The sequence below is a fragment of the Microcoleus sp. CZ3-B2 genome (assembly GCF_036705055.1).
In the GTDB taxonomy this organism is placed as follows: Bacteria; Cyanobacteriota; Cyanobacteriia; order Cyanobacteriales; family Microcoleaceae; genus Microcoleus.
This window is the reverse complement of the sequence record NZ_JAUBTN010000023.1, coordinates 36,286-59,406: the sequence shown is the minus strand read 5'-3', so window position 1 is coordinate 59,406 and position 23,121 is coordinate 36,286. Positions and strand designations below refer to the sequence as shown.

Here is a 23,121-nt window from a genome sequence, read left to right as displayed (position 1 = left end):
TGTTTTAATTTATACTCAAGGATAACTCCTTGTACGATCGGCAAGCGCAGTACAAGGCTGGATTCTAACCAACTGCAGAAGGTATATTGTGTCAGTACGCACAGAACTGCTACTCCGTCTCAGACAGGAAGTTCTCGGCCCGAGAGAGTCTTGTTTCGAGGTGTTACCCAGCACCCAAGACCCCCGTAATGAGTTCATCACCGGTGTCCTGATCCCGCGAGATGCTAGCGAGGAGGATGCTAAGGAAATTGAAGGAGAGGCTGAAACTTTAGGGACTGGGATAGATGAATGCGGCGATGACGATTCCGACGAAGAATCCCCAATTGCAGCAGCAGCCCCGATTTTAGATCCCAAGTCTTTACCCCGTTCTATGGGGATTTCTTTTATTGTCCGCGCTACAGATACAGGGAAACCGCAGATAGCTTTTTGTGCAACTTGGGCGCGGTATCAAGATCAAAAAGATCCGCAGGGAAAACAAGTTTTCAGGCGAGTTCCACATTGCTACCTAACTCCGGAAATAACACCTATTTCCGAATTTTTACAAATCCCCGAAATAGATGCGGTTAGAATTACTCTTCGCAGCGCGCGGCGGGGTGACAATACTTACAAAGTATCGATTTACCTAGTTAATGAAACTTCTCTGATTGACCCGATGGAAGAGTCGGGAAAACGGCGGTTTCAGACAGGCGATATGATTTTTCAGCCTCAAATTCGAGTCCTTTGTGCAGAAAATACTGAACTTTTACCTTTTGATAGTTTTGAACCGGCTGCGGAGGTTCCTGCGGCGGGAAGTCTTGAAGAAGAAGATGAATCGTTAGCACTCATATATCGAGAGTATCAAGCTTACGCGCGGGGTCATTTGTGCGCTGCTGTTTGGGCAGAAATAGACCCCGAACGTCCTTGTCAGGTAGAAAATCCCTTGCTGTGGATTGACGCAGAAGTTGTCGATTCTGAATACGGAAAAGAGCAGCGGCAAAAGTTTGCTAAACCTGAATGCCGAACAGAATATGTCCCTTGTTATCCGATTCAATCTCCAGAAATTGATTGGGATTTGGAAACTGGACATCCTCCTGAACTCAGGACAACTGCATTAGCCCAAACCTGGAATCCGATCGCAATTCGGGAGGCGCTGCAACCTCTTGTCCATGGATATGCAGCTTGGATAGGTCAACAAGCCACAGCAGTCGATCGCTTGGAGAGTAGATATCGCAGGGCCGCTAACCGACACTTAGCAACCTGCCGTCAAGCAATGGCAAGAATTCAAGAAGCGATCGATCTGATCGCTGAGGATGAGGAAGTTAGGCTGGCTTTCTGTTTAGCTAATAAAGCAATTGATTTGCAGGCTTCTTGGAAGGGTAAGAGAGATGAATTTAGATGGCGACCTTTTCAACTTGCTTTTGTGTTAGTGAATATTCCGGCGATCGCCAATCCACTCCACCCCGATCGCGCAACTTGCGACTTATTAGCATTTGCGACTGGCGGCGGCAAGACTGAGGCGTACTTGGGTTTAGCTGCTTTCACTATGGGATTGAGAAGATTGAGATCTCAGAAAGATCCCGAGGGCGATCGCACCGGACACGGTATTAGCGTCATTTCTCGATACACCCTCAGACTCTTAACAATTCAACAGTTTCGTCGTGCTTTAGGCTTAATTGTCGCCTGTGAAGTGTTGCGAGTTGAAAATTTAGGAACCAGTGCACCTGTCGGTTGGAGACCTCCAAAGTGTAGCTTGAAAGATAGTAACATTTGGGGAACTACGCGCTTTTCTGCCGGATTGTGGGTTGGGGGAAGTGTTACGCCCAACAGTCTAAAAGGATCGTCATATCTCAGGGCGGGTGCTATTGATGCCCTCAAAGGGCAAAAAGCAGAGGGAGAACCTGCTCAGATTCTTAACTGTCCTTGTTGCGGCTCAATTCTAGCTATTCCCAAAGATGGTTTGGGTGCAAAACAAGACGGACATACTATTTATTTGGTCATCAAAGGTGAAGTTAAACCCAGCTTACTTGCTCGCCACGTTATACCTTTAGAGGAAATGGCAAAAGCTCCTATTTTTTCTGTATCTAACAACAGCAATGCTGAAGGTTATATTACACTATCAATTAATTTTAATTTAAAAGAAGGTGTCAGACTTTTATCGGGACAATTAGATGATTGGTGGAGAACTCAAGTAAAACCTCACTCAATCGATACAGAATTAGTTGCTTTCAGAATTAGCAGGTCGGGATATTTTAAGAAAGCTTATCAAGGCAGCCGCGGTGCCGAAAATATCGAAAATTTTGAAATTTACTGTCCCAGTCCCAACTGCTACCTAAACACGGCTAAGCAATGGAATGAAAAAGTACCCATTCAATTTAACCAAACATCTAAGCCTCTCTTCAACATTTCTAATAAATTGGTTTGGGAAAATCCAATAGCAGCTTTCAAACAAAGCTCGCACTCTTCCAGAATCCCAATTTCAGCATTTACAGTAGACGACCAAATTTATTCGCGCATTCCTTCTTTACTGGTTGCTACAGTAGATAAATTTGCCCGTTTAGCATTTGAGCCAAAAGCAGGCTCTCTTTTTGGCAACGTCAATCGCTATTGCAGCAGAGAAGGTTACTACCGTGCGAATGCAGGAGTTGAGTCAACATCTCCTCAAAAGCATAAAAAAGATGTGCATCCGCTGTTACCGCCCGACTTGATTTTACAAGACGAGCTGCATTTAATTGAAGGCCCATTAGGCAGTATGGTAGGGCTTTATGAAACGGCTGTTGATACTTTGTGCGAACAAATGTATCGCGGTCAAATTGTCAAACCTAAATATATTGCCTCTACTGCAACGGTACGACAGTCTCAATCCCAAATACAATGCCTGTTTGACCGCAATGTATTTCAATTTCCACCGATGAGTCTGTCAGCAGCAGATAGCTTTTTTGCCAGAACGCCAGCGAATGTTCACCCCATAGATACTGATGAAAACGATCGACATCCTAGCGGTCGCCTGTATGTTGCTGTGTGTGCTCCTGGTAAGGGCGCTCAAACTCCGATTGTTCGGCTGTACTCGTCAATGCTCCAAAGTATTTGGGAACTGAGACAAGGAGAATATAATGACACAGATTGCGATCCGTACTGGACGCTAGTTGGTTATTTTAATGCGATTAGAGAGTTAGCTGGAGCCTTGACTCTTTACCGCCAAGATATTGCGGAACGGCTGAAGTATGTTGCAGATATTAAAGGAGTTGCTCAACGAGAGTTAGGCGAAGAAATAGAGCTTTCCAGCCGCAAGGATTCGACGGAACTGCCAGGTTTATTGAGCAGCCTCGCCCAATCATTGCCTGAAGCCAAAGATATTGTTTTGAGTACGTCAATGTTTGGTACAGGTGTTGATATCGATCGCCTAGGTTTAATGATTGTCAACGGTCAGCCGAAAACTACTTCATCCTACATTCAAGCTACAGGTCGAGTCGGTCGTTCTCAAGGAGGTTTAGTCATTACTTTCTTCAGAGCTAGCCGTCCGAGAGACTTAGACCATTACGAGTTTTTTACTGGGTATCACAGAGCTATTTATCGCTATGTTGAACCGATTACAGTCACACCATTCGCTGCTAGGGCTAGAGAGCGAGGTATGGGGCCCGTAGCCGTCGCATTGCTGCGCCAAGCCAGAGAAATTCAGAATGTACCTGTTTTGGCGGAATGGGCGGCAAGGAGCAATGCTTCTGTGATGCAAAATAATCGCAAAGCGGAGGAATTAGAGGCGATCGATCAAGTAATTAACAGGCGATCGCAAATTCAACTGCCAATTCGCCGCCCGCCAGAAGATCAGGTCGATCGCGAAGTGCGAGCAGGCTTCGATCGCTGGAAAACAGTCGCAGAAAATGAAAACAATCTGGTTTATGAAGAATATGCGATCGATAAAGATCCAACCAAGCCCGTTGTCTTAGGAGATGAGCAACATCAAGAACGAAACTTTTCCGTCGTCTATCGGAATGCTCCCCAGTCATTGCGCGACGTAGAAGGAATGACACGCTTTGGTAGCATTCCCTCAAATTATCGACAAAACTCAGAAAATCAACGAGGTTAATTATGGCATCAAAAGGTCAATCTCTGCGGCCTTCACAGTACATTACAACTTTTGGGCCCGGCAGCATTCTGGAAACGCCAGACGGCCCAGTTGCGATCGCCTCTCCCAGCCATTCCCGGCTATTTGATAATAGTCATCCTGAGATTTATGAAATTCGAGACTTGCGGCTTTCACAAACTTTGTTGAATAACAAAAAAATCTTTCGGCTACCATCTAACGCTGAATTAGGATACAAAGAAAATTTAGTGGTATATAACGCTTATAATTTTCCGAGGTGGTCTCTGTGTCCAAATCACGGCATTCTTTACAGATACGAAAATCAGTCTTTAATAGATTGTCCTGACTGTCCCAAGAAACGCACATGGGTAGACGCATGGGCGAAGTCTCGCGAAGAAGCCGTTCGCTTTGTTTTAGCTTGCTCCCACGGACACGTTGATGAAGTTCCTTGGGGCTCGCTCATGAAACACACGGCTAAATGTTCTGGTTCAAGTTTCTACAAGTGGCAAGGCGGTGGAGGTGCCATCAAAAATATTCAGATTACCTGTCCAAGTTGTGACGCTAAACAAAACTTTGGAACTGCTTACTCTAGAAAGTTTCCATGTAGGGGTAAATTTATAGAACGAGCCTTAGAAGAAGGTACACACTGTGCAAAGTCTGCTAAAATAATTCAACGCGGTGCTGCTAACTTGCGAGTTTCTGAAATCAGGTCTGCACTGACAATTCCTCCATTAGATACGGCTTTGCACCGCCTCCTTCAAAGCCGTGCTGTCTTAGATGTTCTTGTTGCCGTACCTGTAAATTCTAAAAATCAGCTAGTACAGATTTTGAACAACTTAGTTAAAGGAAAGCGCCTCGATCCCACAATTACTGAAACTATTAATCAGTATGATGAGGCGGAAATTATGGGAGCGATCGCTGACATTTTAGGCGAAATAAACAATTCCGAAGAAATAACAGAAGCAACACTGAGAAAAGATGAATTTATCAGCTTGCAAAATGCAGCTTGTGACGGTGCTCCTCCTCAGCGTTCCGATAAACCAGGAGGGCCGAATCAATTTGAAGTCTACATCGAAAATGTGAGGCAATTCAACTTAGATTCAGGTCGAATTTTGAGGATAACACCGCTAAGCCGATTGCGAGTAGTAATGGTACAAATTGGCTACACGCGACCAATTGATGCAGACAATGAAAAAAATCAGCCGAAAATTGTCCCGGTTGAATACGTGCCTCCAAACGAGCGTATTGCTTGGCATCCTGGAGTTGAATTGTTTGGTGAAGGAATTTTTATCGATTTTGTATCAGACCGCGAACCTCAAGGAATTTCCGAGCATTTCCCTTTACAAGGAGAAGCCCCCAATCGCTGGCGACGCGCCTATAATGCACCCGAAGGCTACCGAAAAATCAAGGCTATGCCAGGAACTAAAGAAGAGTATTTGCATCCTGTTTTTGTGTGGTGGCATACACTCTCTCACCGTTTAATCACAGCACTTTCAGTTGATTATGGCTACTATTAATTGTCAAGAAAAATTTCTTCTCTATGACGGCGAAGAAAGTTAGGATTAGGTTGAAATTTTTCAGGTAAACGCATTTGCTTTCCATGATAGGCAACAAAGTTATTCTCTAATATCTCTTCTGGCAAGAAACTTTCAAGATATGAACTAAGAACCAGTCGATAATCTTCATCAAATGTAATCATTCCCCCATCGAAAGCTGCATCATGAGTACGAGCAAGGCACAAACCATTATGAGGATCGAGTCGATGTTCTGGGTAATCGCTCCAAGGTAGTATATGGCTCGCAATCAAAAGTTGTGGAATTGGATTACCAGTAATACAGCAACGGCTTTTGTAGTTGGCCAGAATAGTTTGGCGAAAAAAAGTTTGTCCGACTCGTGCTTTTATACTAGCTTCTACTTCTGTATCGCCAGTTGGCTGAATTTTAGGTATTTTGATTGCGCTGACATTTTGAGATTTTCGTTGTCTGGGTAGCTGATACTCTTCAGGTATTGCATTATCAAATAATTCTTGAAATAGTTCTTCGCTTTTAACTCCTAGTTCTTCCCAATTTGTATCAAACTCTTGCCAAATGCCGCGATCGGCATTACTTACACCGCGAAGACCTTGAATACCACGGGCTTGCTGTACAGGATCGAGTGAAGCTAAATTACAAAGCTTCATTGATAGGCTGCTTGGTGTTCTTCCTAGCTTTTGAGCTACTTCAATAATAATTGGCGTGTTACGATCGAGCTGTCCAAATGGTAGCTTGCAGTATAAATTCATTGCGATAATGAGTTCGTCTCGTGTCCAACGCTTCCCTAAAGCCATTTATTAATACCTCATTTACTTGACGGCGATCGCCTCTTCTAAAAGCGACGGCACAGAATTGCCAACTAGCTCAAACATCCTAGTCATATCAGGAAACTCAAAATTTAGATTTAAATCCTTGCGCCGCCCGACGATGAACAGGCGTTTTCGGATTTGAGGCACGCCGTAATCAGAAGCTACTAAGATTTTTGAGCTAAGATCATAGCCTGGATAGTCACCATCTTTTTTGTGCAGTCCATTTTCCAAATCTTGGATCAAAGTAGGGAATATCCAGTGGCTGTTGAGATAATTAACATTTTCAATTACAAAAAAGTACGGTTTATAATATTCAAGGAATCGAATAAAATCTTCGTATAAAAAGTTTCTAATATCCCTTTCAATATTTTTGCCTAAAGACCTCATTTTGCCTTTACCAACTACTGAAAATACTTGGCACGGCGGCCCGCCAATTAAAATATCAACTTCTCCGGGCTGCAAACCAAGTTTACTTAAATCTGTAATGGATTCGATCGGTTTGGCATCCAGCTTGAGCTGGCAGTCAGGGAAGTTTTTATGATGAGTTCTGATGGCATGGGGATTTTTATCAATACCTCCGATAATCTCGCAGCCGGCATTTTGAAAACCTAAACTCATCCCGCCTGCACCGCAGAAGAGATCGAGTACAGTAGGAGCTTTGATTGTGGACTTGGTTTGCTTAGGCATCAATCAGGACAGTCTTTCAGGTAAACTAATTACTACGTGGTATAGTTTAGTCGAAAATACTGGCAAAAAAACTTCTGCTGCTGGCGATCGAATTTTTCCCGAGCTAGTTTATCAGGTGTTGGAGCATCGAAGGTCTGGCTATTTGATAGAGTAACACTAGGACGATCGGCACTAGAATCGGAATAGCAACCAACAATCCCCATTTGCCAAACCTCAACTTTTGACCGTCCGATTTGAACAGGACAATCACAGCGATAATTCCCATGACTACCCAGAGGCCGCCGAAGCCCATGAAGACTGTATATCCTGCATCTTGCATTGTTTTTACCTGCTTTCGATCAATCAATCTTTAATGTTAGTTGCAGTTGGTTCCTGCTGAAATCTGCAAATCCGTCGATCGCACTTACTCAATATGACTCATTTCGAGTTTGGTTGGCAGCGGCCTTGAACTTCGCACTCGATCCGCGCAGTTCGATCGCTCATAATACTTGCTAAATCCTGCCTTCGGGTCAACCTCAGCCGCCAATCTGCCCAAATTCCGTACAGCCAATTAGCGATCGCCCCAATCACCGGCAACTTAGTAACAGCATAAATCCATCCCATTCCCAAAATCTCATAAATACGGCGAAAAACCTCCACATTTTTAACCGTCGTACCGTCGGGTAACACCGCGTGAATCCGCCCCATCGCCGTTTCGTAGTCAACTCCGCCGTGGGCTTCCGGGTTATAGCCATCCTCCGCGATATCCACAAACGACACCAAACCTCGCCCTGCATCCCGTTTCTTCAAAAAATTCACCTCTCGCACGCACAGCGGGCATTCAGCGTCGTACAGCAACTCGATTTGCCAAGAGGGCTTAACCTCAACAGATTCGGAAAACTCGGTTTTAGCAGCAGACATAGGGAAATATGTTTTAAGAGCGATCGCACACAAACATTCTACAAGAATTATTTGGTAGTCCTACGACAGTTATTTGTGCTTTGAAAATAGTCCCAAAGGTGAATTCAGTCTTGGCCGCCCGCAATGCTAATATCATCAAGATGCCCTTTGCCCAGTTGCCCAACAATCAAATATCAAACAATTCCAGGCCAAGCACCTGCCAAGCACAACTGTTAATTCGGCAACAAAATATAATAAAATTTTAAAGTCTGAAACATCCGCGATTCCCCCAACCAGCAAATCAACCCCAATCTAAAAGCAAAAATATACATGAATGTCAGAGTCCGTCTAGCCCCCAGTCCCACCGGAAACCTCCACATCGGTACCGCCAGAACCGCCGTATTTAACTGGCTGTTTGCCCGCAACCAAGGTGGCCAATTCATCCTGCGGGTAGAAGACACAGATGTCGAACGCTCTAAAAGCGAATACACCGATAACATCCTCGAAGGACTCACATGGCTGGGGATGAACTGGGACGAAGGCCCGAGTTTTCAGTCCGAGCGTCTGGAAATATACCGCCAAGCAGTCCAAACCCTTCTAGACAATGGACTCGCCTACCGCTGCTACACCACGTCGGAAGAACTCGACGAAATGCGGGAAGCACAAAAAGCCAACAAACAAGCCCCCCGCTACGACAACCGCCACCGCAACTTGACAAGCAAAGAGCGCGCAGCTTTTGAAGGCGAAGGGCGACAAGCTGTGATTCGGTTTATCATCGACGACGATCGCACAATTTCTTGGAACGACATGGTGCGCGACACCGTAACCTGGAAAGGTAGCGACCTCGGCGGCGACATGGTAATTGCCAGAGCATCCAGCGGCGGCGTCATCGGCCAACCACTCTACAACCTCGCCGTAGTTGTCGATGACATCGACATGGCCATCACCCACGTCATCCGCGGCGAAGATCACATCGGCAATACTCCCAAACAAATATTGCTCTACGAAGCTTTGGGCGCGACAATCCCAGAATTTGGCCACACGCCGCTGATTTTAAACTCCCAAGGGCAAAAGCTTTCTAAACGCGACGGCGTAACCTCGATTTCTGACTTCAAAGATATGGGCTACCTCCCCGAAGCTTTAGTCAATTACATGACTTTGCTCGGTTGGACTCCGCCGGATTCAACGCAGGAAATATTTACACTGTCGGAAGCAGCAGAATTATTTACATTTTATCGAGTCAACAAAGCTGGTGCAAAATTTGACTGGGACAAACTCAACTGGCTCAACAGTCAATATCTCCACAAAATGCCAGTACCGCAATTGACAGATTTGCTGATACCTTATTGGCAGAAAGCCGGTTATGAGTTTGACACCGAGGCAGACCGCCCCTGGCTCGAACAAATAGCTGCTTTAATCGGCCCGAGTCTCGTTCGCTTAACCGATGCTGTCGATATGTGCAAGTTGTTCTTCTCTCCCACTGTGGAATACGAAGAAGAAGCACTCGCACAGTTGCAGCAGCCAGGGGCTGCAGAGGCTTTACAAGCAGTTCTAGAAGTTCTGGAAAGTCATGCCACCCTGCAGTCAGCCGAAGCTCAGAAAATCACTAAAAAGCTCAGTAAAGAGAAAAATCTGAACAAAGGGCTAATTATGCGATCGCTCAGAGCAGCCCTGACAGGTGCAATGCACGGCCCCGACCTGATAGAATCTTGGGTAATCCTTCACCAGCGGGGGACGGCTAAAACCCGCTTGCAAGAGGCTATTAGCAACTTGAATTTGCCGCTTGTTGGTGTCGCGGCCGAAACTCCTGCCCCAGAACAACCAAACGCAGAAACAGTCGCCGAAACTTCTGTCGCACAACACCCAGCAGCGGAAGTTTCACCAGCCGAAATACCGACTTCAGCACCAGAGGTTTCAGCAGTCGAAATATCGGCTCCTGAAGCAGAGGCGGCGGAAGTTACAGCAGTCGAAATACCGACTTCAGAAACAGGCGAAGTGTCGGCTCTAGAACCAACCGACGGGGAGGTTGCAGCAGTCGAAATACCGGCTCTTGAAACAGTCGCAGCAGCAGTTGAAATACCTGCCGCCAACCAGCAAAAAACTATTGCGAGTGGAGAAATGACTTCATCAAACGAACCAGAAAAAACAATTATCATCACCGAAATTCCTGCTGAAAATGAAGCAGACAGTTCGAGCGGTACCACACAAGTCATAATTACCGAAGAACCCCCAAGTCAGGCCCAGCAGATCAAAGAACAAATTATCTCAATTTTGTCGGAGTTTCCCGCTTACATCGGTAGCTTTTACGAGCAGTACAAAAGCCCCCTGACAGTTGTCGGTGTAATTTTAGCCTCGATTGTTTCTTTGAAAGTGCTTTTAGGCATAGTAGACGAACTCAATGACATCCCCCTGCTAGCACCCACATTTGAGCTAATCGGTATCGGATACACCGCATGGTTTGTCTACCGCTATTTGTTGCGCTCTTCCAACCGCCAACAATTAGGTCAAGAAATTCAAGCTTTGAAAGAACAAATTCTCGGCAAAAAGTCCTAAATTTTTGCTGGTAATTTGTTGAATTTGTGCCCGACATTAGACAACTTTTTATGAGTTGTTAGTGTCGGGTTTTTAAATGACTAATGACTGTTGACTGTTGACTGTTGACTAATAACTAATGCTTTCAGACCAACTAACAACTAACAACTAACAACTAACAACTAACAACTAACAACTAACAACTAACAACTGCTTTCCTAACAACTGACTAAACTCCAGCAGCCGTAAAAGCAGCCCAGTGATAGGGATTAGCAAAAGGACAGGGTTTGCGGTTGCGAATTTGCTGCAAAGATGCCTCTGCAATCAGGCGAGAACTTTGAGAAAGCCGATCGAACGTTTGCGAAATTTGAGGTTGAAAATCCGCCAGCAACACCTCCAATTCCTCGCTAGTCAAATCTCGCAGCCACCTTTGAGCGTCAATCAGCGCCATCGCCACATCCCCCACCTGCAACCGAGGAAACCGCCCCAGATTTTCATAAAACTTGCTTGTCAGCAGCAGCATCGAAATATCGTTCACTCTCCACAGACTGCTGACCGCACTAGACGTACCAGCATACAACAAACCCGCCGACAAACTGACAAAATCTTCACCGGCGCTAGGGAAACCGCCGGCAATTTCGCAAGCCGATAAAGTCACTAAAAAGTATTGCCGAAAATCCAAATTAAAAATTTCTTCCAAACTCAGAGAATCATTCCTCAACAACACAGCAGATTTCATCGATTCCGCCAAATTTAGCACACTCAAACAAGCAAAGTGAGCACATTTTTTCTGCTGCAACTGCCCTGTTTTTTGGGAAAAAGCCTGTTGAATAGCAGGCTTTTGACGCAAAATTTCTGCACTGGAAAAATGTTCGGAAATAGTGCCGATTTCCAGGTTGCTGTAGAGTGAACTTTTGGTGAAAGTAGGAACTGCTAAAAGGTGCTGCAAACGCGGTCTGTACCGGCCAATAGCTGCGCCGCGCGCGCTTTGTCTCAACCGCAATAACTCGCAGCTAGGAGCATAGCGAATTCCTCCAGCAAATCGATCGATCAAATAACCAGCAGCCTCTGAAACATCCCCAAAAGTCGAACTTCGAGCAAAAACATCAGAACTGCTGTGCGCCTCCCCCTCAAAACTGCTGCTCGAATTCCACCCAGATTTGAAAATTCCCCCGCCCTCCTCAAGCCCCTCTGTCACCCCCAGAGGCAAAGCGTGGAGCGGTAAAGCGTGCAAAAATCGGTGCGGCACAAAAATTAGCCGATCGCAATTTTGGGGAATCAGCGCCACCAGTCGATCGATTTCCAGCAGCGCGGCCAAGCGTTTGAGCCGAGCCGGGAGATGATTGATCCAGCGACCTTTTTGCTCAGAATAAGCGCTGAGGTACTCCCTGGCCCAACTTTCGACAGCCAAAGCATTTTCCGGCGAACACAGGTGAACGGCGGGATATTGCACGTCAGCAACCACCACAAAAGCCACCAGCAAATCCTCAAAACTCGCCCACACCACAGCAGCGGAATTAGCATCAGGCAACAATTGGCGAATTTGCTCGAAAGCGATGGGTTCAACCTTGTGAGCTAAGCTGAAGAAAGGGTCGTTTGCCTGCACCGATCGAGCAATCAACCCATCAAACTGCCGCCACAATTGATTTAAGTTGATAAAATCCGAACTCGGCAGCAGAGAACCGCTGTTCAAACTAGAGCTGTCGCCCTCAGAAATTAAGGTAGCGCTCGACTCTGCCTCTGACTGTTCTTCGTGTCGCTGTGCCCTGGCTATTTCCAGTTGCAGCGATTTCAACGAGCCAAGCACCTCGGCAGAAAAGTCTCCTTTGGGAGTCAGATCGCATTTCAGCAGCAGTTCTACCAAATTCCGATTTTTGTGGCGTTCGGCATATTCCAGAGCCTTAGCGCGATATGCGGGTTGGGTGGTGCCGAGTTCCAGACAAACTTGTACCAGCCCTTTATAGAGTCCCGTCGAGATGCTGGCTAATTTGACTTTTGCCGTACCGATCCGATCGCCCAAATCGACCGCATCAACCCCAGCTTCAGGGCGCAATAATTCCACAGTATCGACAGCAGCAGCAAACACGCTGCAGGCGCGAAGCAACTCGCCGCGAACTCGGTAAGCTTGACCCAAATAAAAGACAATTTGCAGCCAGTGGTGGGGATAGGTTTCGCGAGTGTAGACTTGGCAAGCAGCGAGATAGCAGCCGATCGCGCGATCGAGGTGAGACAAGTTTTCCCCCTCCGTCAGTTTGGCAAAAGCCCGCCCAAGATCGATTTGCAGCATCGCCCAGCGTTCGGGGGCTGCCTGTTTGGTGTATACTCTCGCCGCATTTTGATAGCAGGCGATCGCGCTTTTGAGGTTGCGGTTTTTTTCCCCTTTCAGGTGTTGGCTGAAAGCGCGGCCGAGATTGGTGCACAGCATGGCCCAGCGTTCGGGAGTTTTGGGACGGTTGCAAAAGAGCAAAGCATTTTGATAGCAGGCGATCGCAATTTCGATATTTTCAGCTTTGTCCCCTTTCACCCGCATGGTGTAGATTCTGCCGAGGTAAGTTTGGATCGAAGCCCAGAGTTCGGGAAATTTGATGCGGGTGTAGACTTGTAGAGCATTTTGAAAACACGAGATCGCCATTTCCAGATTTTCCACCGGATCGCCTTTAGCGCGATCGATAAACACCCGGCCTAAATTCTTTTGAGTCGTCGCCCACTGCTGCGGAAAAGCTTCCCTAGTCCGCACTTGCAAAGCTCTCTGATAGCACGTTACCGCGTATTCGAGATTTTCGGCTCGGTTGCCCCGCACGAAATCGCAGTAAGCATTTGCCAAATTATTTTGAGTCGTGGCCCAGCGCCGGGGAAACACCTTGCGGTTGTAAACTTGCAAAGCATTGTGGTAGCAAGCGACTGCCAGTTCGAGATTTTGGGCTTTGTCGCCCTGCAGCCTGCGGGTGTAAGCGCGGCCGAGATTGTTTTGAGTGCTCGCCCAATCTACCCCGAAAGCTTCGCGGGTGCGAACTTGTAGGGCGTTTTGATAGCAGGCGATCGCCTGTTCTAAATTTTCTGCCGGATCTCCCCGGAGGCGATCGCTGTAAGCGCTTCCCAGATTGTTTTGCAGCGTCGCCCACTGGGATGGGTACTCTTCGGGAGTCTGCACTTCTAGGGCATTGACAAAGCAAGCGATCGCCAGTTCGATATTTTGAGCCTTATCGCCTTTCGGGCGATCGCTGTAAGCGTTGCCCAGATTATTTTGCATTGCCGCCCACTCTTGGGGAAAATCTTTGCGGGTAAAAACCTTAGCAACAGTTTCGTAACCTGCTATTTCGATTTCCAGGTTATTAGCCTTGGTGCCGAGAGGAAACCGCCCAATTTTGTTACTCAGATTGCCGATCAGGGCTGCCATGCGCCTAGTCTCGGATTGATTGGCAGCGGGTAGTACCAAAAGTGCCCAGCAGCGCAACAATTCTGCGAAATTATGGTCTAGTTTGTCTAAATGATTTCTCAGCAGCGAGTACAGGTGGTGCGAGTCACTGCTGCCCGCCACTGCTTGCAAGGCTTCTGCTAAAAAAATTAGATATGCTACCCCGGTTTGAGGATTGCCATTTGCAGATTCTAAGGGTGCGATCGCCCTTTGGAAAAATTTGGCAGCTTTGAGCAAACTGTCTGGCGTCAGTGCCGGCACTTCCAAGTAAAGCGTTTGCACGAACCCAAAGTCGATCGACTTTGAGTTGGTCTTCAAAATCAAATCTATTCCTGAGTCAACAGGATTTTCCAGCAGCGCTTGGAGCATATTCACATCAGTTTTGCGACGCTGTTCGTCCATCGTGCATTCCGCCGAACTATTAACCATACGATCGCTGCTTCTGTGCAGCAATTAAATCAGTTCCCGGTTTAAATTTCAATTCCCAATCGGAGGTAGGAGTCGCCGAGGGGAATTAAAGAAACCTGGTTTTTCCACCATACACATCGCTACAACCTATTCGCCCAAAAAAAACAGGTTTTCGGCCAAGTTTAAAACTTGATAAACCCGCCCCCACAGACTTGCAGCGGGGCGGGTTTATTTTTACCATGATAAATTTTAGACTTAAAAACCTGATTGCTTGGAAGCTATAACAATCCTCAAAGATTTGTGGGACTACTCGTTACCAGTTCGAGCGAAAGCAGGGCCGATCCGGAAGCGAGCATCTGAGTTTTGCATTTATTGCTTTACTCCCTTTACTCGTTTACTCGTTACCTGGCTCTGCTTGGTAACGCAGATAGGCGAGGCTCTACCTCCTTTTTTCGCAACCGAGGCACTTCCTATGGACATCGGTTCCCAGACAGAGCCAGGGAACCAGTTAAACTGAGTCGATTTAGTGTACCGCTTGAGAGTGCAGCGCCGTCTCCACCGCCTGCAAAGCCCGATCGACTTCTGCAGCAGAGACAATCAGAGGCGGCACAAACCTCAGCACTTTCGGGCCAGCGGGAACCAACAACACACCAGCAGCGATCGCCGATTTAACAATATCAGCCGATGTAAGTTCGATGTCAGCCTGCAATTCCAGCCCCACAATCAAACCCCAGCCGCGCACTTCGGCAATTAAATGCGGATATTCGGCCGCCAACTTGTTGAGGCCTGCTTTCAACTGTTCCCCGCGCTGCTGCACGTTTTCCAGAATGTTTTCCCGTTCTAAAGTTTCGCACACGCACAAAGCGACAGCGCAAACAAAAGGATTTCCGCCAAAAGTGCTGGCGTGACTTCCCGGTTCAAATACATCGCAGAAAGATTTGCACAGCATCGCGCCGATCGGGATACCGCCGCCCAACCCCTTCGCCGACGTAAAGATATCCGGTTCAATCCCTAGGTTTTCGTAGCCCCAATATTTGCCGCTGCGCCCCATCCCGACTTGCACTTCATCAAGAATCAGCAAAATGCCTTTTTCGTCGCAAATTTCGCGAATCCGCTGGAAGTAGGCGATATCTCCGGGGCGAACTCCCCCTTCACCTTGCAGCGCTTCCAGCATAATTGCTGCTACTTGACGTTCGTCTTTGTCTAGTTCTGCGATCGCCAGTTCGATCGCACTAATATCGTTATAAGGCACATAGTGAAATCCCGGAACCAACGGACTAAAACCCTTCTGATATTTAGGCTGTCCCGTCGCCGTAATTGTCGCCAAAGTCCGCCCGTGGAAACTAGCAACGGCGGTAATTATTGTCGGATTCGAGATATTTAATTTTTCGTGGCCGTACTTGCGCGCCAGTTTAATAGCCGCTTCATTAGCTTCCGCGCCGGAGTTGCAAAAGAAAGCTCTGTCCGCGCAAGAATGGTCTACAAGCCACTTCGCCAGCTCGCCCTGTACGGGGATGTAATAAAGGTTAGAAACGTGGTGTAAGGTCTGTATTTGCTTCGTTACCGCTGCAATCATCGCCGGATGGGCGTGTCCCAGAGTGCAGGTAGCAATACCCGCCACAAAATCGAGATATTCGCGGCCCTCGGTATCCCAAACGCGACAGCCCTGGCCCCGTTCTAGGGCGATCGCAAAACGCCCGTAAGTAGTCATTACATAGCTGTCGAAGCTTTCAGAACTGAACAAACTCGCTTCGGCTTGGACGCTTGGTTCTTTTAGTAAGGTTTCAGGACTCACGAACGGCTCCTTAACAGATAATATCTAGACCTCGATTGTACGGCAAAAATCCAGCTTCGCGGTGCAGCCTGTTACTTTTGTCATAAAATCATAACAGTAAGTAACCGCGCCCAATTAATTACACAAAGACTCTTGACGCTGTAAGGCTTTCAGGATGTATGCAATTGTGATTAATTTTGCCGGATTATTTAACAGCAATCAATCCCTCACAAATCTACTGATGAGTTATTATATTTCTCCTAGCTTTCTCGATCGAGTTGCAGTACACATCACTAAAAACTTTTTAAATTTGCCGGGGATAAGAGTTCCCTTAATTTTGGGAATTCACGGCCGCAAAGGAGAAGGCAAAACTTTTCAAACCGAACTGGTTTTTCGGCGGATGGGCTTTGAACCCGTGATGATATCTGGTGGAGAATTAGAAAGTCCAGATGCGGGAGATCCGGCGCGTTTAATTCGCTTGCGTTACCGGGAAGCTGCGGAGCAAATTCGGGTGCGGGGCCAGATGTGCGCCATTTTTATTAACGATTTGGATGCCGGTGCTGGCAGGTTCGATACTACTACTCAATATACCGTCAATACTCAGATGGTCAATGCCACTCTGATGAATATTGCCGACAATCCAACTAACGTGCAGTTACCGGGAAGTTATGACAGCACGCCACTGCACCGAGTACCGATTATTGTCACCGGAAATGACTTTTCAACGCTCTACGCGCCGCTGATTCGCGACGGACGGATGGAAAAGTTTTATTGGGAACCCAGCCACGATGATAAAATTGGGATTGTCGGCGGAATTTTTGATTCGGACAAATTGTCAAAAACCGAAATTGTCGCTTTGGTAGATAATTTTCCCGATCAGTCGATCGACTTTTTTAGCGCTTTGCGATCGCGCATTTACGACGAACAAGTCCGCAAATTCATTCACCAAATAGGAATCGAGCGAGTTTCCAAACGTTTGGTAAATACTACAGAAGCACCGCCCGATTTCCACAACCCTGATTTCAGCCTCGCTCGTTTATTAGAAATGGGCGGTTTGATGGTGGGTCAACAAAAGCGGATTCAGGAAATGCGCTTAGTGGATGAATACAACCAATCGCGACTGTTCAACGTTCAAGGAACCGCCAATGTTCCTGCAGCCGCGCCAACGCAAAATCAATTAAGCGACCCTAATTCCAAATATTATAAAGCTTACGTAGAGCAAACTTCTGCCGTGAGTAACGGTCAAGGGCGGCTGAGTTCCGAGGTGTTGGAACAAGTGCGACAATTGTTAGCACAGGGCAGCAAAATCGGCATGGAATATGCAGACACTCGCCGATTTAAGACTGGTTCTTGGCATAGTTGCACGATAATTCAAAACGGAAAAGAAAAAGATGTAATTGCATCTTTAGAAACTTGTTTGGCGGAACACGGTGGCGAATACGTGCGGCTGATTGGTATCGATCCAAAAGTCAAGCGGCGGGTAGTTGAAACAATTATTCAACGGCCATAATAGGGCGCACAATACCCATTGCGAAAATTCTAATAACGATCGCCTTTGGGTCGTGCCGCACCAGTAATATCAAATCCTGTCTTCATCGGAATAGTAAATTCACTGTTGACTGTTGACTGTTGACTGTTAACTGTTGACTGTTGACTGTTGACTGTTAAGAGGGCGGGCCCGCACCATCCACTGCCCCTACTGACTGTTGACTGTTGACTGTTGACTGTTAACAATTATCCCTCGTTACCAGGCTCTGCCTGGTAATGTAGATTCGGAGGCTCTACCTCCTTCTATCTCGCAACTTACAGGAGACAGGACTTTAGGAAGTGCTTAAGTTATTAAGTTTTCGAGCCTAAACAGACAACACAGATAATATTACAAATTGCCTTGAAGCCCGATCGCAGTTACAATCGTCCACGCATCCACCAACAACAGCAACAGCGTGCATCCCAGCAAAATCAGATACATCCAAGGCTGCGACAAAGGGCGAACATCCCTAGTATCAATACCGGTTTTTGCTTCCACCAAACCGACTAATTTATTAAATCCAGCCACCCGCATCGGTAGCAGATAACCTTCACCCGCATGACTCAGAAAATAGTAAACCAAGCCTCCTTGACCGGTCGATCGAGGTTTGAGAGCCTTCACCTCAGTCCAAGGTAGCGACCAACCCCTGCGAAACACGCGCGGAAACCACTTCGGATAGGTAACTTCAATCCCCTCCTCACTGAGAATTACCCGTTCGCTGAGCACGCCGTAGAGGCCTGCGGCGCCGACAATAATTGCCGCCCAGAGTGCGATCGGAGGAATTGGTGCTTTCGTGACTTCCGACAAAAACGGTAAGGGAATTGTGAGGGCTGCGTACAAGCTCAACAGGGTGATTCTAATCAGGGGAGAAAGTCGGAATACTGCTGGCTCAAATGCTGGGGCGGAAGATGGAGAAAGTGCGGATTCTGCTGACATAACTGAAATGAAAGAAGCTATTTAATGCTATTGTTACACAGTTGTTAATTCCGCGAACCAAACTCAAGAAAATCTCAAATATCAGACAATATTTGCTGTTTTGAGTTGCGATTTAAAATTCATTTCAAAAATTGTTATTTTTAAGTGTTGAGTTTTTATTTACCGCTTTGCAGAAGTTGGAATCTTGAGTGCGGAGTTATCAATTAACTGACAATTTATAACTCAAAACTCACAACTTCCATTAATCGACGGCGGTTAGGGCGGGTACTGTCAAAGATTCTGAAATTTCTCTGGCTTTCGGGCGGCCGGGGGTTGCTGCGCGATCGCCCTGAACTTCCCCTCGCGATCTGCTAGGATTGACGTTTGAATAGGGGCCTTCGTTAATCTGCAAGCGATCGCAAGGAATGGTGTCCGATAAAATTGCACTCGCCATCATCCCGGTGTGAATTTCCAATGCTGCGGCGGACATCGCTTCAAACACTAAACGCTGTCCAGGAAAAACCACTCGTTCAAAATACCAGTTAGGAATGTTGGAGATGCGAGCAATCTGAATCAGACTGGTGGCGTTGACGTAGCAGCACAGAATCTTGCTGTCGGTGTCTGAGGGTAGTGGGTCAAGAATTTGAGCCATAACTGCTGAGGGAGCCTTACCTAAAAGTTTTAGTTATCTTCTCAGGCTAACACTAGGCGATCCCGCCTACTGTAAAGCCGACTACCAACTCCAAGGATTTTAGATTTTAGATTGGGGAATGACTTACTGAATCTGGATTGGGAGCTTGCCTGCAGTTGCATTTTTTGTCTTAAAGCGTGTCAATAACATACCAGAGACCGATCGCCCTAAAATTTCTATTTACCCAGAAAAATACCTAATTGTTGACTCTCATCGGCAATTTTCCGTCAAAATCCGCTGTATTTGCTTACATATTCGCTTTTTTCGGCTGCTGTCACCGACCGAAACTCGCAAACTCAGCCTTAAACCGCTCGGCCAAATTTTCAAATATTTAATATTAAATTGCCAAAATTAGAGAGATTGTAAAGTTATATTAAAAGAATATAAACATAGCTCGAAAAGTCGCAGTTTAGGATATAGCAATCATGGAAAACCGAGTTCTGTACGTTCGCCTCCCTTGTAATCCGATTTTCCCGATCGGAGTAGTGTACCTTTCCGATAGCGTACACAAGATGTTTCCCGATGTTCAACAGCGCATTTTTGACCTAGGCGCAGTACCGCCCCTCGACTACGCTAAAGGTTTGGATGCGATCGTCGATGAGTTTCAACCAACGCTGTTAGTTTTCTCTTGGCGGGACATTCAAATTTACGCGCCCGTGGGCGGTAGGGGCGGGAATCCCTTACAAAATGCCTTCGAGTTTTACTACGCCAAAAATCCGCTGACAAAATTCCGGGGAGCACTCGGAGGATTGCGTTTGGCCGCGTCTTACTACACCGAACTGTGGCGCAATCTGGGACTAATTAAGCGCGGATTGAAGCGGGCCCGGAAATACCGCCCGGAAGCCCGCGCAGTGGTCGGTGGCGGTGCTGTGAGCGTGTTTTACGAGCAGTTGGGGCGCAGTTTGCCGGCGGGGACTGTGGTTTCGGTGGGCGAAGGCGAAGCTTTGCTGGAGAAGTTGATTAAAGGCGAAGATTTGGCGCAGGAAAGATGTTATGTAGTAGGAGAAACTGTGCCGCGCGATCGGCTAATTCACGAAAAGCCAGCCAACATCGAGAAAACCGCCTGCGATTACAACTACATCGAAACCATTTGGCCGGAATTTTCCTATTATTTACAGGATATGGACTTCTACCTCGGAGTCCAAACTAAGCGCGGCTGTCCCCACAATTGCTGTTACTGCATTTATACGGTGATTGAAGGAAAACAAGTGCGGATCAATCCGGCCGATGAGGTGGTGGCGGAGATGCAGCAATTGTACGATCGAGGTATCCGCAATTTCTGGTTTACCGACGCTCAATTTATCCCGGCGCGCAAATTCATCGACGATGCGATCGAATTATTGCAAAAAATCATCCTCTCCGGTATGACAGACATCCACTGGGCTGCTTACATCCGTGCGGACAATCTCACACCAGAATTGTGCGATTTGATGGTAAAAACGGGGATGAACTACTTTGAAATCGGCATCACCAGCGGTTCCCAGGAACTGGTTAGGAAAATGCGAATGGGCTACAACTTGCGAGTAGTTTTGGAAAATTGCCGCGATTTAAAAGCAGCCGGTTACAACGATGTAGTTTCCGTCAATTACTCATTTAACGTCATTGACGAAACCTTTGAAACCATCCGACAAACAATTGCCTATCACCGAGAATTAGAGCGCATTTTCGGAGTCGATAAAGTAGAACCAGCGATTTTCTTTATCGGATTGCAGCCGCACACAATTTTAGAAGAATACGCCTTTAAAAAGGATATTCTCAAACCGGATTATGACCCGATGAGTTTGATGCCTTGGAATGCCCGCAAGTTGCTGTGGAATCCCGAACCTTTGGGCTCATTTTTCGGGCAAGTTTGTTTAGAAGCTTGGCAGCGAAATTCCAATGATTTCGGCCGTGAAGTGATGGCAATTCTGGAGGAAAAACTCGGCTGTGCGGATTTGGAAGCAGCTTTGACTGCGCCAGTGGAAGTCAAAGACAAACAGTTAGCAGCAGTGAACTAACTACCAGATTCGCAGTCAGGAAAACTGTCCTTAAAAAAATGGGAAATGGGAGGAAAGATGTATCTTCTGTTTCCCTTTTTATTATGCAATAAATAGGTAATACCGTTTCCGCTTTCCTTGGAATGATTCAACCACAGAGAACACAGAGTACACAGAGGGAGAGAATATATATCTGAATAATTAGTTTGGTCAAAGTCCCCCTTATTAAGGGGATTTAGGGAGATCGAAATATAGGCAACGACCCATTAAATTAGTGTAACAGAGTCAGTTCGCGAGCCCATGGAGGCGAGAAACCCGGTTTCTACGAAAATAAAAGGTTTAGTAACGAGAAATATATGAAGAAACCGGGTTTCTGAGATTTGCGCGCACAAGTCATAAGATCGTAAAACTGTCATAAATGCCAGCGCTTGTTTCCCTTCGATCGCATTGACATACTTTATGTATTTTCACTGATCTAGGGTTCGCAGCGTACACCTTACTTAAACCTAGGGTATACCGTGTTTTCTGCAAACTCCACCTCTAACATTAAATATTATTAATATCAAACAAGTATCGCTTAAGATGTAATTATATAGTTAAAACTAGGAGTGACAAGATGTTTTATCAAGATAGAGTTAAGGGCATTAAAGAAGTAGGTCTAGTTATAGCTGGCCTTAGCGCGATTCCCTTCGGGATAGCTTCGCTTCACGGCATTTTGACTCTTCCAGCAGAAGCAACAGCACTAAATCAACCCGCATCTTCCAGTTTACCGCATTCTCGATCGTTCCCAATTGCTCAAGTTGAGGGATGTCCCAAGGCCGAAATGGTGGAATCTTTCGCAACAGCCAACTTTTCGGTATACATTTGCAAAACCCAGGAAGGCGCTATTTTTTACCGAGGCCTCAGCAAAAGAAATGGCAGCCAAATCAATGTGATGCAAGTAACTACAAGTGACGACGGAACTTATGAAGCGACTAACGGCAATATTATCTATTCGATTAACCCCGATCGCCTGCAAGTGCGGCAGAATGGTAAGCTAATCTTGACCGAAGCTGTCATCAAGTAACACGGACTGTTATTCAACGATCGGATAAATTTAGGGTGTATTTGATTCACTTAAAAAAATTAAGACAAGCAAAAACCTATTGATTCCTTAATAATCAAAGAGAATCAGTGGTAACAGTTATACAATTGACTAATTTTTGTTCAAATATCTCTCAATCAGGACGATCGCCACTATATCATCTACAGGCCGCGGCGGAGTCCGCATTCCCTGCGGAATCAAGCGAGAAAGTCCCGTAGGAGGGTACATTTCCCAGTAACGATCCTTCGCTTCTAAGCTGCTGAATCTCTCGTCAACCCGAACAATTTCGATCTCCGGCGACAAACTCTGCGTCAGTTTTTGTTTCCAACTTTTAGAAGTCGTTTGATCTCCGAGTACCAATAACTCAACGGGAAACTGTTCGCACAAAGATTGAATAGTAGATATGGCTGATTCTGACGGTACTACTTGATGGTAGCAGACCTTTCTGTCTCTACCCATGACGGCGATGCCGCACTTGTCTTTACCCGGATCGAAACCTAAAATCATATTTATTAGTTCTGTATTAATAAGTTGGTAGTTGCGCTGTTGTAGTCGAGGAAACCCAATCGCCAACCTATATCTAATCTGACACTTGCATTTTTGAATGTCTCAAAATCTTTGCGGGCGATCGCACTTATTTTGCTTGACTTTTTTGCAGGATTGACATATTATATCATCATGGGAATCCGTGCGGCCATATAATGTCTAAAATCCAAAACTGGGTTTTTGCCACAATATTTGCTTCCCCGTTTTGAATTATCGAAAAAACCCGGTTTCTTTCACCTCCGCGCAAAAATCAGAAACCGGGTTTTTGCCACAATCTTTGCTTCC

The 23,121-nt window shown here is 46.4% G+C and carries 15 protein-coding genes and 1 pseudogene; 7 read left to right on the top strand and 9 right to left on the bottom strand.

All coding sequences use genetic code 11. The features are described from left to right. Positions 1-88: 88 nt before the first annotated feature. Positions 89-4,063, top strand: a complete 3,975-nt coding sequence (gene drmA, locus QUA97_RS13025) for a DISARM system helicase DrmA (protein ID WP_194068192.1) — start codon at positions 89-91, stop codon at positions 4,061-4,063. 2 nt (positions 4,064-4,065) lie between these two features. Then, positions 4,066-5,577, top strand: a complete 1,512-nt coding sequence (drmB, locus tag QUA97_RS13020; RefSeq protein ID WP_333194813.1) for a DrmB family protein — start codon at positions 4,066-4,068, stop codon at positions 5,575-5,577. Here the strand turns inward: drmB and QUA97_RS13015 are convergent. The 4 genes from QUA97_RS13015 to QUA97_RS13000 all read right to left on the bottom strand — a co-directional run bounded on the left by QUA97_RS13015 (position 5,574) and on the right by QUA97_RS13000 (position 7,988). Then, positions 5,574-6,386 (bottom strand): HNH endonuclease, encoded by an 813-nt coding sequence (locus QUA97_RS13015; RefSeq protein WP_333194811.1) that lies wholly within the window; start codon positions 6,384-6,386, stop codon positions 5,574-5,576. The genes drmB and QUA97_RS13015 overlap by 4 nt on opposite strands. 15 nt (positions 6,387-6,401) lie before the next feature. Then, positions 6,402-7,088, bottom strand: coding sequence for a DNA cytosine methyltransferase (locus tag QUA97_RS13010; RefSeq protein ID WP_333194809.1), 687 nt, complete (start codon positions 7,086-7,088; stop codon positions 6,402-6,404). Positions 7,089-7,191: 103 nt separating this feature from the next. Continuing rightward, positions 7,192-7,407 (bottom strand): hypothetical protein, encoded by a 216-nt coding sequence (locus QUA97_RS13005; protein WP_194012303.1) that lies wholly within the window; start codon positions 7,405-7,407, stop codon positions 7,192-7,194. 98 nt (positions 7,408-7,505) lie between these two features. Then, a complete protein-coding gene (locus tag QUA97_RS13000; RefSeq protein WP_194068189.1) occupies positions 7,506-7,988 on the bottom strand; it encodes a thiol-disulfide oxidoreductase DCC family protein in 483 nt (160 codons plus the stop codon). A 309-nt stretch (positions 7,989-8,297) separates the two neighbouring features. Between QUA97_RS13000 and gltX the strand changes: the two are divergent. Together gltX and QUA97_RS12990 are read left to right on the top strand one after the other, a co-directional pair. Further along, positions 8,298-9,734: pseudogene (gene gltX, locus QUA97_RS12995) on the top strand (glutamate--tRNA ligase); the annotation flags it as partial. 351 nt (positions 9,735-10,085) lie between these two features. After that, positions 10,086-10,520 carry a CAAD domain-containing protein gene (locus QUA97_RS12990; RefSeq protein WP_333194839.1) on the top strand — a complete coding sequence of 145 codons (435 nt, stop codon included), beginning with the start codon at positions 10,086-10,088 and terminating at the stop codon, positions 10,518-10,520. Between the two features lie 208 nt (positions 10,521-10,728). On the opposite strand, the gene QUA97_RS12985 is transcribed toward QUA97_RS12990, so the two are convergent. Both QUA97_RS12985 and QUA97_RS12980 read right to left on the bottom strand, forming a co-directional pair. Next, positions 10,729-14,367 carry a CHAT domain-containing protein gene (locus QUA97_RS12985; RefSeq protein ID WP_333194807.1) on the bottom strand — a complete coding sequence of 1,213 codons (3,639 nt, stop codon included), beginning with the start codon at positions 14,365-14,367 and terminating at the stop codon, positions 10,729-10,731. Between the two features lie 478 nt (positions 14,368-14,845). Continuing rightward, the gene (locus QUA97_RS12980) at positions 14,846-16,117 is read right to left on the bottom strand and encodes an aspartate aminotransferase family protein (protein WP_333093068.1); all 1,272 of its coding nucleotides are present in this window, start codon (positions 16,115-16,117) and stop codon (positions 14,846-14,848) included. A 220-nt stretch (positions 16,118-16,337) separates the two neighbouring features. Here QUA97_RS12980 and QUA97_RS12975 point away from each other — a divergent pair, with 220 nt between their 5' ends. Next, the gene (locus tag QUA97_RS12975; protein WP_333194838.1) at positions 16,338-17,606 is read left to right on the top strand and encodes a ribulose bisphosphate carboxylase small subunit; all 1,269 of its coding nucleotides are present in this window, start codon (positions 16,338-16,340) and stop codon (positions 17,604-17,606) included. Between the two features lie 366 nt (positions 17,607-17,972). Here QUA97_RS12975 and QUA97_RS12970 read toward each other — a convergent pair whose 3' ends face one another. Together QUA97_RS12970 and QUA97_RS12965 are read right to left on the bottom strand one after the other, a co-directional pair. Next, the gene (locus QUA97_RS12970) at positions 17,973-18,560 is read right to left on the bottom strand and encodes a hypothetical protein (RefSeq protein ID WP_333093066.1); all 588 of its coding nucleotides are present in this window, start codon (positions 18,558-18,560) and stop codon (positions 17,973-17,975) included. A 241-nt stretch (positions 18,561-18,801) separates the two neighbouring features. Beyond that, positions 18,802-19,191, bottom strand: a complete 390-nt coding sequence (locus QUA97_RS12965) for a DUF1830 domain-containing protein (protein WP_333093065.1) — start codon at positions 19,189-19,191, stop codon at positions 18,802-18,804. A gap of 464 nt (positions 19,192-19,655) precedes the next feature. Between QUA97_RS12965 and QUA97_RS12960 the strand changes: the two genes are divergently transcribed. Next, positions 19,656-21,227 carry a photosystem II high light acclimation radical SAM protein gene (locus QUA97_RS12960; RefSeq protein ID WP_333194805.1) on the top strand — a complete coding sequence of 524 codons (1,572 nt, stop codon included), beginning with the start codon at positions 19,656-19,658 and terminating at the stop codon, positions 21,225-21,227. 595 nt (positions 21,228-21,822) lie between these two features. Beyond that, positions 21,823-22,272, top strand: a complete 450-nt coding sequence (locus QUA97_RS12955; RefSeq protein WP_333194804.1) for a hypothetical protein — start codon at positions 21,823-21,825, stop codon at positions 22,270-22,272. A gap of 129 nt (positions 22,273-22,401) precedes the next feature. Here QUA97_RS12955 and QUA97_RS12950 read toward each other — a convergent pair whose 3' ends face one another. Then, the gene (locus tag QUA97_RS12950; RefSeq protein WP_333194803.1) at positions 22,402-22,797 is read right to left on the bottom strand and encodes a pre-16S rRNA-processing nuclease YqgF; all 396 of its coding nucleotides are present in this window, start codon (positions 22,795-22,797) and stop codon (positions 22,402-22,404) included. Positions 22,798-23,121 lie beyond the last annotated feature (324 nt).

Excerpts from the sequence above, each read along its gene's own strand:
- QUA97_RS12970 (WP_333093066.1), bottom strand. The coding sequence starts at position 18,560 with ATGTCAGCAGAATCCGCACTTTCTCCATCTTCCGCCCCAGCATTTGAG.
- QUA97_RS12975 (WP_333194838.1), top strand. The coding sequence starts at position 16,338 with ATGAGTTATTATATTTCTCCTAGCTTTCTCGATCGAGTTGCAGTACAC.
- QUA97_RS13000 (WP_194068189.1), bottom strand. The coding sequence starts at position 7,988 with ATGTCTGCTGCTAAAACCGAGTTTTCCGAATCTGTTGAGGTTAAGCCC.
- QUA97_RS12960 (WP_333194805.1), top strand. The coding sequence starts at position 19,656 with ATGGAAAACCGAGTTCTGTACGTTCGCCTCCCTTGTAATCCGATTTTC.
- QUA97_RS13010 (WP_333194809.1), bottom strand. The coding sequence starts at position 7,088 with ATGCCTAAGCAAACCAAGTCCACAATCAAAGCTCCTACTGTACTCGAT.
- QUA97_RS12990 (WP_333194839.1), top strand. The coding sequence starts at position 10,086 with ATGACTTCATCAAACGAACCAGAAAAAACAATTATCATCACCGAAATT.
- QUA97_RS12950 (WP_333194803.1), bottom strand. The coding sequence starts at position 22,797 with ATGATTTTAGGTTTCGATCCGGGTAAAGACAAGTGCGGCATCGCCGTC.
- QUA97_RS12965 (WP_333093065.1), bottom strand. The coding sequence starts at position 19,191 with ATGGCTCAAATTCTTGACCCACTACCCTCAGACACCGACAGCAAGATT.
- QUA97_RS13005 (WP_194012303.1), bottom strand. The coding sequence starts at position 7,407 with ATGCAAGATGCAGGATATACAGTCTTCATGGGCTTCGGCGGCCTCTGG.
- QUA97_RS13015 (WP_333194811.1), bottom strand. The coding sequence starts at position 6,386 with ATGGCTTTAGGGAAGCGTTGGACACGAGACGAACTCATTATCGCAATG.
- QUA97_RS12955 (WP_333194804.1), top strand. The coding sequence starts at position 21,823 with ATGTTTTATCAAGATAGAGTTAAGGGCATTAAAGAAGTAGGTCTAGTT.
- drmB (WP_333194813.1), top strand. The coding sequence starts at position 4,066 with ATGGCATCAAAAGGTCAATCTCTGCGGCCTTCACAGTACATTACAACT.